This window comes from Streptomyces sp. NPDC036764, assembly GCF_055609385.1.
In genome coordinates, this window is sequence record NZ_JBVJPT010000007.1 from 60,785 (window position 1) to 74,418 (window position 13,634).

Here is a 13,634-nt window from a genome sequence, read left to right on the forward strand (position 1 = left end):
GCACCGGCCCGGGACTCAGTCCTGACCCGTGAGGTTGCTTGCCCGGTGGATGGCGTCGGCCAGGCTGCGTACGTCCTTGTCCTCCGTCCTGTTCGCCAACCCGTCCGCTCGCTCGGCCAGTTCGCCGAGGTGTGCGGAGCCGGGCAGCGCGCTCCAGCGCTCGTCCCCGAGCCGCAGCGCGTCGGCGAAGTACGCGGCCGTCGCCGTGACCTGGAAGCGGGGGCTCGCGCTCCAGACGGAGTCCCCCAGGGACCCGCTCTCCAGCCGCCCGGACTCCTCGTGCGGAGCGCGCGTCCCCGGGTCGAGCCAGCGGACGCTCGCCGTGGCGAGGTGCCCCTCGGTCCCGGGCTTGGTGCGCACGGCGTACAGCGCCGTCACCGTGTGACCGGGACCGATCTCGCCGCCGTCGACACTGTCGTCGCGGAAGTCCTCGTCGGCGACCTGCCGGTTGTCGTAGCCGATGAGGCGGAACTCGGAGACCGTCGCCGGGTCGAAGGCGATCTGGGCCTTGGCGTCACGGGCGGTCAGGTCGATGTTGCGCGGGAGGTCCTCGCAGAAGACCTCGCGGGCGTCGTCGGAGGAGGAGACGTATGCCGTGTGCCCGTCGCCCTTGTCGGCGAGGCGCTCCATCAGGGCGTCGCCGTAGTCGCTGCCGACGCCCACGCCGAACAGGGTGATGCCGTGCTCGCGGCGTTCGGAGCCGATGCGTTCGAGGATGGTGTCCGGGTCGGTGTCGCCGGTGTTGGCCAGGGCGTCGGAGACCAGGACCACGCGGTTCGTGGCGCCCTGCCGCAGCCCTTCCACGGCCGTCTCGTAACCGGTCTTCACGCCCGCGCCAAGGTTGGTCGAGTCGGTGGGCTCCAGGCTGTCGATCGCGTCGTGGACCTCGCCCCGGCCACTGCCCAGACGGGTCATCGGCAGCACCCGCTCGGCCTCGTCGCTGAAGGTGACGATCGCGACCGAGTCGTCGTCGCGCAGCCGGTCCGTCATGACGCCGAGGGACTCCTTGGCGAGGTCGAGGCGGCCGGGCTCGGCCATGGAGCCGGAGATGTCGATGACGAAGGTCAGGGCGGCGGGCGGGCGTTCGCCGGTGTCGGCGGCGGGCCGGGTGGCGAGCCCCACGCGGACCAGGGACCAGTCCTCGCGTTCGGTGCGGGCGCCGTCGACGGTGACCGAGAAGCCGTTGCCGTCGGGACGGTCGTAGTCCTGGCGGAAGCTGTTGACGAACTCCTCGGGGCGCACCGTCGAGGGGTCGGGCAGGCGGCCGTCGGCGAGGGTGCGGCGGGCGTAGCCGTAGGAGGCGGTGTCCACGTCCAGGGCGAACGTGGAGAGGTAGTCGGGGGCCGGCGCGAACTCCCGGGACTCGGAGTCGTCGCCGTTCTTCTGCTCGCCGGTGCCGCCGTCGGCGTAGCCGGGGGCGGGGGCCGGGCGGCCGGTGGGGTAGGTGCTGTTGTCCGCGGAGGAGTTGTCGCCCTCGCCCGCGCCGCAGCCGGTGAGCAGCAGACCGGCCGCCGCGGTCAGCGCGAGGAGGGTGCCCCGCAGGCTTCGTATCCGGTGTCGCTCCATCTTCCGTGCCCCCTGGGTCCGTTGACGTCGACTTTCTGTGACTGTGACGGGCCAGGGGGCCGGAACGTGCGCTACGGAGCGTTGCGGATGAGTCTCGAAGAGGCCACGGAGGCCGGTCGTCGAGACCGGTGGGTGATCTTCCGTTGACCTAGGACACGACGTCCTTGCGGGCGAAACCGCGGAAGGCCAGCGCGAACAGGACCAGGGCGTACGTTATGGAAATCGCGGTGCCCTGGATCATGCCGGACCACTCGGGAGTGGGCTGTACCGCGTCGGCCCAGGCGAACTGCCAGTGCGCGGGCAGGAAGTGCCGCCAGTCGCCGAGCGCGGTCACCGCGTCCAGGACGTTGCCCACGATGGTCAGGCCGACCGCGCCGCCGACCGCGCCGAGCGGGGCGTCCGTCTTGGTGGACAGCCAGAACGCCAGCCCCGCGGTGACCAGTTGCGACACGAAGATGAACGCCACGATCACCACCAGGCGCTGCGCGGCCGTGCCCGTGTCGATCGAGCCGCCGGTGGGGATCTGGAGGGGACCCCAGCCATAGGCAGCCGTGCCGACCGCCAGCGCGACCACGGGCAGCAGGATCATCGCCGCAAGGCTGAGCCCGAGGCCCACCACGAGCTTGGACCACAGCAGCCGGGCCCGGGGCACGGGCGCCGCGAGCAGATAGCGCAGGGAGGACCAGCTCGCCTCCGAGGCCACCGTGTCCCCGCAGAACAGCGCGACGGGGATGACCAGCAGGAAGCCCGCGGAGACGAACAGGTTCACGGCGGCGAAGTTTGTGCCGGACGCGGTGGCCGTGTCCATCAGGGTGATCCGGTTGCCGCCGCCGTCCGGTTCGCCACCGATCGCGAACGCGGCGACCAGCACGAACGGCAGCACGGCCAGGATGCCGAACATGACCAGCGTGCGGCGTCGCTTCAACTGGCGGATCAGCTCGACCCGCAGCGGCAGCGTGCGGCCCGCCCGGTAGCCGGAGGCGACCTCGGTGCGCTCGGTGAGCGTGCTCATGCGGAGCCTCCGATCAGGGTGAGGAAGGCGTCTTCCAGGCGGCGGTGCGGGCCGACCGACTGGACGGGCACTTCGAGGCGGACGAGTTCGGCGACCAGGCGCGTCGCGCTGCCGTCGGCGTCGAGGCGGACGAGGAGTCCGTCGTCGGTGCGCACGGCCGAGGCCACGCCCGGCAGGGCGGCGACCTTCTCGACGATCGGCTCCTCCACGGCCGCGGGCGTGCCGACGAGCAGCGTGTCGCCGGAGCCGATGATCTCGCCGACCGGGCCGGCCTGCACGAGGCGGCCGCGGTCCATCACCACGAGGTGGGTGCAGGACTGCTCGACCTCCGCCAGGAGATGGCTGGAGACGATGACCGTACGGCCGGCCGCCGCGTAGCGGATCATCACCTGGCGCATCTCGCGGATCTGTGGCGGGTCGAGGCCGTTGGTCGGCTCGTCCAGGATCAGCAGGTCCGGCAGGCCCAGCATGGCCTGGGCGATGGCCAGGCGCTGGCGCATGCCCTGGGAGTACGTGCGCACCGCGCGGGCCAGCGCGTCGCCGAGGCCGGCGATCTCCAGGGCCTCGTCCAGGTGGGCGTCCTCGGCCGGGCGGCCGGTGGCCTGCCAGTACAGCTCCAGGTTCTCCCGGCCCGACAGGTGCGGCAGGAAGCCCGCGCCCTCGACGAAGGCGCCGACGCGGGAGAGGACGGGTGCGCCGGGGCGGATCGCGTGGCCGAAGACCCGGACCTCGCCGGCGTCCGGCTTGATCAGGCCCATCAGCATGCGCAGGGTCGTCGTCTTGCCCGCGCCGTTCGGGCCGAGCAGTCCGAGAACCTGGCCCTTCTCCACGCGGAAGGACAGGTCCCGTACCGCGTACCGGTCCTGCGAACCCGCGTACCGCTTGCTCAGGTCGGTGATCTGGAGCGGGACCTCGGCCAGCTCGGGGGCGGGCGGCGGCGTGGCGGTGCGGCGGCGGGCCGTCAGCAGCAGGGCCAGGGCGACGCCCGCGCCCGCGAGCGGCAGCCACCACACCCAGGACGGGAGCGGGGCGGCGGCGGTGCCGACGCCGGGCGCCGTCGGGACCGTCAGAACGCTCTTCAGGGAGACGGTGTACGTCGCCGGGGCGAGGGGCGAGGCGTAGCCGAGGTCCGTGGAGGAGACGACCAGGCGCAGCCGGTGGCCGCTCTCGATGCCGTGGTCGACGGCCGGGAGCGTGATCGTCACGTCCTTGCCGGCCTTGGCGCCCTCGACGCGCAGGGGCGTGACGAGCTGGGACGGCAGCACCTGCTGCCTGCCGTCCGGGCCGACGTCGTAGACCTTGGCGAAGACGACCGCGTCCTCGCTGGTCGACTTCACGTGCACGGTCGCCTTCGGGGAGCCGGTGATGCGCAGGTCGCCGGTGACCGGCGCCGACTCGAAGGCGGCGAACTGGCCCGGGAAGTCCAGGGACACCCCGACGCCGAGTGAGGAGAGCTGGGCGAGTCCGCCGGAGCCGCCGAGGCCGGGCAGGGCGGAGACGGCGGGCGGGCTGGCGCCGGCCGGGTTGGCGAAGCTCTGCTCGCCGCCGGTGAGGCGCAAGGGCTCGGTGCCGCTCTCCAGGCCGGGGTAGGTGTCGGAGCTCGCGCCCCGCAGCAGGGCCTGGCCGTCGGTGGAGTCGACGCCTCCGGTGCGGGTGACGCGGAATGCCGGACCGGTGTCGGCGTTCTTGTCGTCCTTGAGGTAGTGGTCGAACCAGGACCGGACGCGGGCCTGGATGCGGCCCGTCTCCATGTCCCCGCCGTCGTGGCCACCGGAGATCCAGTCGACGTCGACGGGGGCGCCGTTGGCCTTGATCGCCTTCGCCGCCCGGTCGGCCTGGCCGAGCGTGAACAGGGAGTCGGACTGGCCCTGCATCAGCAGGGTCGGCACCTTGATGCGGTCGCCGACGGCCGACGGCGAGCGCTCTTCCAGCATGCTGCGGGCCTGCGCGTCCGGGATGCCGGACTCGGCGACCCGGTCGTACATCTCGCAGATCTGCTTCTCGAACTTCTCGCAGCCACCCGCCGAGTTGACGAAGATGCCCGCCCAGAGCTTCTTGAAGACACCGTTCGGGAACAGGGCGTCCGCGAGGTTCCAGTAGGTGATCGCCGGGGCGATGGCGTCCACGCGGTCGTCGTGGCCGGCGGCCAGCAGGGAGATCGCGCCGCCGTAGGACCCACCCGCCATGCCGACGCGCGGGTCGCCCTTCTTGTCGAGTTCGACCTGGGGCTGCTTCGCCAGCCAGTCGAGCAGCCCGGAGACGTCGGCGACCTCGCCCTCGGGGTCGTTCAGCCCGACCTTGCCGGTGGACTTCCCGAAGCCGCGGGCCGACCAGGTCAGCACCGCGTACCCGTCGCGGGCGAGGTCCTCGGCCTGCTGCCGTACGTCGTCCTTGCTGCCGCCGAAGCCGTGCGCGAGGAGGACGGCGGGGCGCCGGCCGCTTTCGGCGCCGGTGAAGTACGAGGTGTCGATGCGCACCCCGTCGCCCATGTCCATGACCCGGTCGGCGCGGCGCACCGCGGGCGCGTCGTCGTCGGCGGACGCGACGGTCCACGTACCGGCGCCGGCTATGACGACGACAGCGGCCGCGGCGGCCAGCAGCCGCCGCGGCCCCCGTAGTGCGCGGAGCCCGGGCAATCGAAGATCCATGGTTCAACGGTACGGGGCGAACCTGTCGGCAAGTTATCTACCGAAGGCCGAACCGCGGCCCCTCCCACGGAAGTACGAGGCCCCTCCCGCGTACACCAGCCGTGGTACGAAGGCACATGGACATCCGCCGGGCCACGACCCCTGCCGAAGTCGCCGCCGCAGAGCACCTTTTCGATCATCCGGTGCGCCCCGAGTGGGCCGAGCGCTTCCTCGGGACCGGCGGTCACCACCTCCTCGTGGCCTACGTCGACGGCGAGCCGGTGGGTTTCGTCAGCGGGGTCGAGACCGTGCACCCCGACAAGGGCGCCGAGATGTTCCTGTACGAGCTGGGGGTGGCCGGGCCCTACCGGCGGCGGGGCATCGGGCGGGCGCTGGTGCTGCGGCTCGACGCGCTGGGCCGGGGGCTCGGGTGCTACGGGATGTGGGTGCTGGTCGACTCCGACAACGACGTCGCCCTCGCCACGTACCGCAGTGCGGGTGGCAAGGACGACGGGTCGTGCTCGGTGGTGACGTGGGACTTCGGCTGAGGTCCGCCGGCGGTCAGTCGCGGGCGTCCTCCGGGAGGGTCACCAGCCAGCGGGTCTGGCGGCGCGGGCGCAGGTACAGGGCCCAGTAGAGGGTGGCGACGGCCGTGATGCCGCCGGTCCACAGCAGATGCGCGGTCTCCTGCTGGGTGAGGATGTAGCCGAGGACCGCGATCAGCAGGACCGGCATCGCGGGCCACAGCGGCATCCGCCAGGCGCGGGTGTGCCGGTGCGAGCCGCGCCGGGCGAGCAGGGCGGCGACCGCGACGAGCAGGTACATGCCGGTCACCGAGACGCCCGTCACGCCGTACAGGGTGTCGAGGTCGACGAAGCACAGGGCCGCGCCGGGCACGCCGACCGCGAGGGTGGCGACCCACGGGGAGCCGAAGCGGCCGAGCTTGGCGAGGACGTTGTTCACCGGCTCGGGCCAGGCCTTGTCGCGGGCCGAGGCGAACAGCACGCGCGAGTTCTGGATGACCATGACGATGCCCGCGTTGATGATCGCGAGGGCCACGCAGAGGCTGACGAAGGTGCCGACCGCCGAGTTGGACCAGGCGGTGACCATGGCGGAGAGGTCGCCGCCGGTCAGCTCCTGGAGGTCGGAGGCGCCGAGGGTGATGGCGACGACCGGGACCAGGATGATCACGGCGGAGATGCCGAGGGTGGCCAGCACCGTGCGGGCGACGTTGCGGCGCGGGTTCTCCAGCTCCTCGGAGAGGTAGACGGCGGTGGAGAAGCCCTGGGTGACGAAGAGGGCGATGGCGAGCCCGGAGACGACCAGCAGGCCCGTCACGGTGTCGGCACGGCCGTCGGCGCCGGCCACCTCCATCGAGACCAGGCTCGCGGGGCCGCGCTCGGCGTGGGCGAAGCCCAGCACCGCCACGACGGCCGCGGCGATGACCTCCAGGACCAGGAAGACGCCGGTGATCCAGGCGTTCGCGCGCAGGTCCAGCAGGCCGGCGAGGGTGGCCAGCAGCATGACGGCGGCGCCGGTCATGGCGGGGTCGAGGTGGACGACCGGGGCGAGGTAGTCGGCGGTGCCCATCGCGATCACCGGCGGGACGACCATGACGACCAGCAGCGAGAGCACGAACACGAGCCAGCCCGCGAGCCGTCCGGCCAGCGTGGAGACCATCGCGTACTCGCCGCCCGCGCTGGGGATGAGGGTGCCCAGCTCCGAGTAGCAGAACGCCACGGCGACGCACAGCAGCGAGCCGATGGCGATGGTGAGGGCGGTGGCGGTACCGAGCGAGCCGAACAGGTCGGGGACGACCACGAAGAGGGTGGAGGCGGGGGTCACGCAGGAGAGCGTGAGCAGGGTGCCGCCGACCACGCCGATGGAGCGCTTGAGCTTCTGGGGGCCGTCCGACGCCTCGACTGCGGCGCCCTCGACGGGGGTGAGGGTGTCGGTCACGAGGGGGATGCAACATCGACGGAAACCATCGCGTCAATGGGTGTTCACCTACGGAATCCGTGGCCTGGGAGCCCTGTTTCGCGCGTTAACGTCGCGTCAAGGCCGCATACAGGGCGGCTTTCACGGGTGCGGGAACCGCAGCGCGGGCGCACAAAAAAATGGGGCCGTCCGCGATGCGGACGGCCCCAGACACCGGGTGTCAGTGGTTGCGCGGGAAGCCCAGGTCGACGCCGGTGGGGGCGTCGGCCGGGTCGGGCCAGCGGGTGGTGACGACCTTGCCGCGGGTGTAGAAGTGCGTGCCGTCGTTGCCGTAGATGTGGTGGTCGCCGAAGAGGGAGTCCTTCCAGCCGCCGAAGCTGTGGTAGCCGACGGGGACCGGGATCGGGACGTTGACGCCGACCATGCCGGCCTCGATCTCCAACTGGAAGCGACGGGCGGCGCCGCCGTCCCGGGTGAAGATCGCGGTGCCGTTGCCGAACGGCGAGGCGTTGATGAGGGCGACGCCGTCCTCGTACGTCTCGGCGCGCAGCACGCACAGGACCGGGCCGAAGATCTCGTCCTGGTACGCCTTCGCGCTGGTCGGCACCTTGTCGAGCAGCGAGATGCCGATCCAGTGGCCGTCCTCGAAGCCGTCGACCGTGTAGCCGGTGCCGTCGAGGACGACCTCGCAGCCCTCGGCCGCGGCGCCCGCGACGTAGGACGCCACCTTGTCGCGGTGCACGGCCGTGATCAGCGGGCCCATCTCGGAGGTCGGGTCGTTGCCGGGACCGATCTTGATCTTCTCGGCGCGCTCGCGGATCTTCTCCACGAGCTCGTCGCCGATGGAGCCGACCGCGACGACCGCGGAGATGGCCATGCAGCGCTCGCCCGCGGAGCCGTAGGCGGCGGACACGGCGGCGTCGGCGGCCGCGTCCAGGTCGGCGTCCGGGAGGACCAGCATGTGGTTCTTGGCGCCGCCGAGCGCCTGTACGCGCTTGTGGTTGGCGGAGGCGGTGGTGTGGATGTAGCGGGCGATCGGCGTCGAGCCGACGAACGACACCGCCTTGACGTCGGGGTGCTCCAGGAGGCGGTCGACGGCCACCTTGTCGCCGTGCACGACGTTGAAGACGCCGTCCGGCAGGCCGGCCTCGGCGAGCAGCTCGGCGATCCTGATCGACGCCGAGGGGTCCTTCTCGCTCGGCTTGAGCACGAAGGTGTTGCCGCACGCGATGGCGATCGGGAACATCCACATCGGCACCATCGCCGGGAAGTTGAACGGCGTGATGCCCGCGACGACACCCAGCGGCTGCCGGATCGACGACACGTCGACACGGCTCGCGACCTGCGTCGACAGCTCGCCCTTGAGCTGCACGCTGATGCCGCACGCGAGGTCCACGATCTCCAGGCCGCGCGCGACCTCGCCGAGGGCGTCGGAGTGCACCTTGCCGTGCTCGGCGGTGATCAGCTCGGCGATCTCGTCGCGGTGGGCGTCCAGCAGGGCGCGGAACTTGAACAGGATCGAGGTGCGCTGGGCCAGCGAGGACTGGCCCCAGGTCAGGTACGCCTCCTTGGCGGCGGCGACCGCCGTGTCCACCTCGTCGACCGAGGCGAAGGCGACCTTCGTGGTGACCGCGCCGGTGGCCGGGTCGGTGACCGGCCCGTACGTGCCCGACGCGCCTTCGGCGGGCTTGCCGCCGATCCAGTGGTTGACGATCTTCGTCATGACCGGTAACTCCTTCACAGATGGCGGCGTCGGGTCGAGACGTGCCGTTCGTACAGCTCGCGTGCCTTGACCGCCGACGGCCTGGTCGCGGTCTCGGCCACGGGAACATCCCACCAGGCCTGTGCGGGCGGCGGGCCCGACACTGTGTCTGCCGTTTGGGTCTCGACGTAGACACATGTGGGAGTGTCGGCGCCGCGGGCCTCGGCGAGCGCCTCACGAAGATCGCTGACGGTCTTCGCCCGCAGCACCCGCATGCCCAGGCTCGCCGCGTTGGCGGCCAGGTCGACGGGGAGCGGGGGACCCGTGAACGCGCCGCCCTCCGCGCGATACCGGTACGCGGTGCCGAAGCGCTCGGCGCCCGTCTCCTCCGACAGCCCGCCGATGGACGCGTACCCATGGTTCTGCAGGAGCAACACCTTGATCGCGACGCCCTCCTGCACGGCGGTCACGATCTCCGTCGGCATCATCAGATAGGTGCCGTCGCCGACCAGCGCCCAGACGTTGCGCTCGGGCGCGGCCAGCTTCACGCCGATCGCGGCCGGGATCTCGTAGCCCATGCAGGAGTAGCCGTACTCCAGGTGGTACTGGTCCCGCGAGCGCGCCCGCCACAGCTTGTGCAGGTCGCCGGGGAGGGAGCCGGCCGCGTTGATGATCACGTCCGACTCGTCGACGATCGCGTCCAGGGCGCCGAGCACCTGCGGCTGCGTCGGCCGTACGTCGGGCTCGTCGGCCTCGTAGCAGGCGTCGACGCGCTGCTCCCAGCGTTCTTTGTCCTCGGTGTACTCGGTGACGTAGGAGTCGGCGACCCGGTGGTCGTGCATCTCCAGCCGCTCGGTCAGCTCCTCCAGCCCGGTGCGGGCGTCCGCGATCAGCGGCATGCCGGCGAGCTTGTGGCCGTCGTAGGACGCGATGTTGAGGTTGAGGAAGCGCACGCCCTCGCCGTTGAAGAGGGTGCCGGAGGCGGTGGTGAAGTCGGTGTACCTCGTGCCCACCCCGATCACCAGGTCGGCGGTGCGGGCGAGTTCGTCGGCGGTGGCGGTGCCGGTGTGGCCGACGCCGCCGACGTCCTGGGGGTGGTCGAAGCGCAGGGAGCCCTTGCCGGCCTGGGTGGAGGCGACCGGGATGCGGGTGACTTCCGCGAACTCGGCGAGGGCCCCCTCGGCGCGGCTGTGGTGGACACCGCCGCCCGCCACCACCAGGGGCCTGCGCGCGGCGCGGATCGCCCGCACGGCCTCGGCGAGTTCGGTCGGGTCGGCGCCCGGCCGGCGCACCACCCAGGTGCGCTCGGCGAAGAACTCGTCGGGCCAGTCGTACGCCTCGGCCTGCACGTCCTGCGGGAGCGCCAGCGTCACGGCGCCGGTCTCCACGGGGTCGGTCAGCACGCGCATCGCGTTCAGCGCGGACGGGATCAGGGCCTCGGGGCGGGTGATCCGGTCGAAGTACTTCGACACCGGGCGCAGACAGTCGTTGACCGACACATCGCCCGCGTACGGCACTTCGAGCTGCTGGAGGACCGGGTCTGCGGGGCGGGCGGCGAAGACGTCGCCGGGCAGGAGCAGGACCGGGAGGTGGTTGATGGTCGCGAGCGCGGCGCCGGTGACGAGGTTGGTCGCGCCGGGGCCGATGGAGGTGGTGACGGCGTGGGTGGACAGGCGGTTCGACTGACGGGCGTAGCCGACCGCCGCGTGCACCATCGCCTGTTCGTTGCGGCCCTGGTGGTACGGCATCTCGTCGCCGTACTCGATGAGCGCCTGGCCGATCCCGGCGACGTTGCCGTGGCCGAAGATGCCCCAGGTGGCGCCGATCAGGCGCTGCCGTACACCGTCACGCTCGGTGCACTGGGCGGACAGGAAGCGGACGAGCGCCTGTGCGACCGTGAGCCTCGTCGTTGAGGTCATCGGTAACCCTCCGTGTAGGCGGGATGGAAGCAGATCCGCCGCTCCCGCGTCTCGCCCGGACCGGCCATGACATCGAGGTGGTACATGTCGTGGCCGGGCTGGGCGATGGGCGGGCCGTGCCATCCGTCGGGAACGAGTACGGCATCGCCGGAGCGGACCTCCGCGAGGACGTCGGATCCGCCCTCACGCGAGGGGAATACGCGCTGATGGCCGAAACCGTTCGGGCCGTCGATCTCGAAGTAGTAGATCTGCTCCAGCCCGGACCCGTCGCCGGGCCGCGCCTCGTCGTGCTGGTGCTGCGGGTCCGAAGGACAGGTGGCCGACCGGTTGCCGCCAGGAGTGATCACCTCCACGGCGATCAGCCGGTCGCAGTCGAAGGCGTCGGCGGAGGCGAAGTTGCGGACCTGTCGCAGGCAGGTGCCGCTGCCGCGTTCCTCGACGGGGACCTCCGGCGCGGGGCCGTAGCGGGCGGGGAGTCTTCGCTCGCACTTCGCTCCTGCCAAAGCAAAGCGGCCTCCCGCGCCGGAGGCGATCTGTGCCCGGGCGTCACGGGGCGCGTAGGCGAAGTCGGTGACTCCACTGAATACGCTGTCCCTGCCCAGGAGTTGGTACTTCTCGTTCTCGATGTCCACGGTGCATCCGCCGTTCAGCGGAAGCACGATCCATTCACTGTCGCCGGTGGTGAACATGTGCGTGCCACCGGGCTTCAGTTCCACGATCCGCAGGCTGCTGTGGGTCCACCCGGCCCGCTTGGGGTCGATGTCGAGCACATAGTTGACATCGGCGGTGGTGCCCTTCGGGACGTGCAGTGCGTTGCCCGTCCCGGTGCGCGGCTCGCGGTTCGTCATCAGGCCCTCACAGGAGTCCTACGGCGGTGTCGACGGCGGCGGCCACATCCCCGTCCGCTGGGTAGAGCAACGACCGTCCCACCACCAGGCCCCGCACGGTGGGCAGTTGCAGAGCGCCCCGCCACTTCTCGTATGCCCCGTCCTGGTCGTCGCCGACCTCCCCGCCGAGGAGGACGGCCGGCAGGGTCGAGGTCTGCATGACCTCGGCCATGTCGTCGGGGTTCTCGGTGACCGGGAGCTTCAGCCAGGTGTAGGCCGAGGTGCCGCCGAGTCCGGAGGCGATGGCGATGGACTTGGTGACGGCCTCGGCGGACAGGTCGTTGACGACCCTGCCCTCGGGGGTGCGGCGGCTGAGGAACGGCTCGACGAACACCGGCAGCCTGCGGGCGGCCATCGCGTCGATGGCGCGGGCGGTGGACTCCAGCGTGGTGAGGGAGCCCGGGTCGTCGTAGTCGACACGCAGCAGCAGCTTGCCCGCGTCGAAGCGCAGGCGCTCGATGTCCTCGGCTCGGTGGCCGGTGAAGCGGTCGTCGAGCTCGAAGCTCGCGCCCTGGAGGCCGCCGCGGTTCATCGAGCCCATGACGACCTTGCCGTCGAGGGCGCCGAGCAGCAGCAGGTCGTCGAGGATGTCGGCGGTCGCGAGGACGCCGTCCACGCCGGGGCGGCTGAGCGCCAGGCAGAGGCGTTCGAGCAGGTCGGCGCGGTTGGCCATGGCGAGCTTGCGGTTGCCGACGCCGAGGGCGCCGCGGGCCGGGTGGTCGGCGGCGACGATCATCAGCCGGCCCGAGTCGCCGAGCAGCGGTCTGCGGGTGCGGCGGGCGGCGGCCTCCGCCACGGCCTCGGGGTGGTGGGCGCGCAGGCGAACGAGTTCGCAGACGTCGACGCTCGGGGGCGTGACGGGCGTGACGGGCGTGACGGGCGTGACCGGCGCGGACGGGGCCTCGGGCGCCGGCTGGGCTTCGGCCCTCGGGACCGTCGTCATGCCGAAGCAGCCGGTGTCATCCGTCTCGTCCGTGCCCTTGCGGCGCTTGCGCGTGCTCACAGGACCGCTCCGGCCTCGATCGCCGCTTCGATCTCATCGGTCGTCGGCATGGCGGAGGAGCACTCCAGTCGGGAGGCGACGATCGCGCCCGCCGCGTTGGCGTGCCGCATGATCGTCTCCAGGTCCCGGCCCTCCAGCAGGCCGTGGCAGAGGGAGCCGCCGAAGGCGTCGCCGGCGCCGAGGCCGTTGAGGACGGTCACCGGGAGGGGCGGGACCTCGGCGGACTCGCCCTTGCTGTTGACGGCGAGGACGCCCTTGGGGCCCTGCTTCACGACCGCGAGCTCCACACCCGCGTCCAGCAACGCCTGGGCGGCGGCCTGCGGTTCGCGCACTCCCGTGGCGACCTCCACCTCGTCGAGGTTGCCGACCGCGACGGTGGTGTGACGCAGGGCCTCCTTGTAGAAGGGGCGGGCCGCGTCCGGGTCGTTCCAGAACATGGGGCGCCAGTCGAGGTCGAAGACCGTGATGCCGCCCTTGGCGCGGTGGGCGAGGGCCGCGAGCGTCGCCGTACGGCTGGGCTCCTCGCTCAGGCCGGTGCCGGTGACCCAGAAGATCCGGGCGTCGCGGATGGCGTCGAGGTCGAGCTCGTGGGCGTCGATCTCCAGGTCGGGGGCCTTGGGGCGGCGGTAGAAGTACAGCGGGAAGTCGTCCGGCGGGAAGACCTCGCAGAAGGTGACCGGGGTGGGCAGGCCGGGGACCGGGGTGACCCAGCGGTCGTCGACGCCGAAGCCCTTCAGGGCCTCGTGGAGGTAGGTGCCGAAGGGGTCGTCGCCGGTGCGGGTGATCACCGCGGTCCGCCGTCCCAGACGGGCGGCGGCGACCGCGACGTTCGTCGCCGAGCCGCCGAGGAACTTGCCGAAGGAGGTGACCTGCGACAGCGGGACGCCGGTCTGCAGGGGGTAGAGGTCCACCCCGATCCGCCCCATGGTGATCAGGTCGTACGCCATCGGCTTCCCTCGGTCTCCCTGTGTCGCGGCACT

10 protein-coding genes are annotated in these 13,634 nt (G+C 71.8%); 1 reads left to right on the plus strand and 9 read right to left on the minus strand.

Annotated features, from left to right (window positions below; translation table 11 throughout):
• Window positions 1-15 precede the first annotated feature (15 nt).
• The 3 genes from ACZ69Q_RS25205 to ACZ69Q_RS25215 all read right to left on the minus strand — a co-directional run bounded on the left by ACZ69Q_RS25205 (window position 16) and on the right by ACZ69Q_RS25215 (window position 5,226).
• Complete coding sequence (locus ACZ69Q_RS25205) at window positions 16-1,566, minus strand: vWA domain-containing protein (RefSeq protein WP_471045747.1); 1,551 nt, start codon at window positions 1,564-1,566, stop codon at window positions 16-18.
• A gap of 148 nt (window positions 1,567-1,714) precedes the next feature.
• Window positions 1,715-2,578: an ABC transporter permease gene (locus ACZ69Q_RS25210; RefSeq protein WP_471045748.1), complete on the minus strand. Its 864-nt coding sequence runs from the start codon at window positions 2,576-2,578 to the stop codon at window positions 1,715-1,717.
• A complete protein-coding gene (locus tag ACZ69Q_RS25215; RefSeq protein WP_471045750.1) occupies window positions 2,575-5,226 on the minus strand; it encodes a CocE/NonD family hydrolase in 2,652 nt (883 codons plus the stop codon). The genes ACZ69Q_RS25210 and ACZ69Q_RS25215 overlap by 4 nt, the downstream gene beginning before the upstream one ends.
• A gap of 116 nt (window positions 5,227-5,342) precedes the next feature.
• Between ACZ69Q_RS25215 and ACZ69Q_RS25220 the strand changes: the two genes are divergently transcribed.
• Window positions 5,343-5,753, plus strand: coding sequence for a GNAT family N-acetyltransferase (locus ACZ69Q_RS25220; protein ID WP_471045751.1), 411 nt, complete (start codon window positions 5,343-5,345; stop codon window positions 5,751-5,753).
• Between the two features lie 13 nt (window positions 5,754-5,766).
• Here the strand turns inward: ACZ69Q_RS25220 and ACZ69Q_RS25225 are convergent, their stop codons facing one another.
• The 6 genes from ACZ69Q_RS25225 to iolC form a co-directional block, all read right to left on the minus strand.
• Window positions 5,767-7,164, minus strand: coding sequence for an APC family permease (locus ACZ69Q_RS25225; RefSeq protein WP_471045753.1), 1,398 nt, complete (start codon window positions 7,162-7,164; stop codon window positions 5,767-5,769).
• Between the two features lie 199 nt (window positions 7,165-7,363).
• Window positions 7,364-8,866, minus strand: coding sequence for a CoA-acylating methylmalonate-semialdehyde dehydrogenase (mmsA, locus tag ACZ69Q_RS25230; protein ID WP_471045756.1), 1,503 nt, complete (start codon window positions 8,864-8,866; stop codon window positions 7,364-7,366).
• Between the two features lie 14 nt (window positions 8,867-8,880).
• The gene (iolD, locus tag ACZ69Q_RS25235; RefSeq protein ID WP_471045758.1) at window positions 8,881-10,764 is read right to left on the minus strand and encodes a 3D-(3,5/4)-trihydroxycyclohexane-1,2-dione acylhydrolase (decyclizing); all 1,884 of its coding nucleotides are present in this window, start codon (window positions 10,762-10,764) and stop codon (window positions 8,881-8,883) included.
• On the minus strand, window positions 10,761-11,612 hold the full coding sequence (gene iolB, locus ACZ69Q_RS25240) for a 5-deoxy-glucuronate isomerase (RefSeq protein ID WP_471045760.1): 852 nt from the start codon (window positions 11,610-11,612) through the stop codon (window positions 10,761-10,763). The genes iolD and iolB overlap by 4 nt, the downstream gene beginning before the upstream one ends.
• A gap of 7 nt (window positions 11,613-11,619) precedes the next feature.
• Window positions 11,620-12,654 carry a Cgl0159 family (beta/alpha)8-fold protein gene (locus ACZ69Q_RS25245; protein ID WP_471045762.1) on the minus strand — a complete coding sequence of 345 codons (1,035 nt, stop codon included), beginning with the start codon at window positions 12,652-12,654 and terminating at the stop codon, window positions 11,620-11,622.
• Entirely contained in the window at window positions 12,651-13,601 is a 951-nt protein-coding gene (iolC, locus tag ACZ69Q_RS25250; protein WP_471045763.1) for a 5-dehydro-2-deoxygluconokinase, read from the minus strand. The genes ACZ69Q_RS25245 and iolC overlap by 4 nt, the downstream gene beginning before the upstream one ends.
• Window positions 13,602-13,634 lie beyond the last annotated feature (33 nt).

What these genes read in the sequence shown, in the direction of transcription:
- ACZ69Q_RS25205 (WP_471045747.1), bottom strand. Translation starts at nt 1,566, where the DNA reads ATGGAGCGACACCGGATACGAAGCCTGCGGGGCACCCTCCTCGCGCTG.
- ACZ69Q_RS25210 (WP_471045748.1), bottom strand. Translation starts at nt 2,578, where the DNA reads ATGAGCACGCTCACCGAGCGCACCGAGGTCGCCTCCGGCTACCGGGCG.
- ACZ69Q_RS25215 (WP_471045750.1), bottom strand. Translation starts at nt 5,226, where the DNA reads ATGGATCTTCGATTGCCCGGGCTCCGCGCACTACGGGGGCCGCGGCGG.
- ACZ69Q_RS25220 (WP_471045751.1), top strand. Translation starts at nt 5,343, where the DNA reads ATGGACATCCGCCGGGCCACGACCCCTGCCGAAGTCGCCGCCGCAGAG.
- mmsA (WP_471045756.1), bottom strand. Translation starts at nt 8,866, where the DNA reads ATGACGAAGATCGTCAACCACTGGATCGGCGGCAAGCCCGCCGAAGGC.
- iolD (WP_471045758.1), bottom strand. Translation starts at nt 10,764, where the DNA reads ATGACCTCAACGACGAGGCTCACGGTCGCACAGGCGCTCGTCCGCTTC.
- iolB (WP_471045760.1), bottom strand. Translation starts at nt 11,612, where the DNA reads ATGACGAACCGCGAGCCGCGCACCGGGACGGGCAACGCACTGCACGTC.
- iolC (WP_471045763.1), bottom strand. Translation starts at nt 13,601, where the DNA reads ATGGCGTACGACCTGATCACCATGGGGCGGATCGGGGTGGACCTCTAC.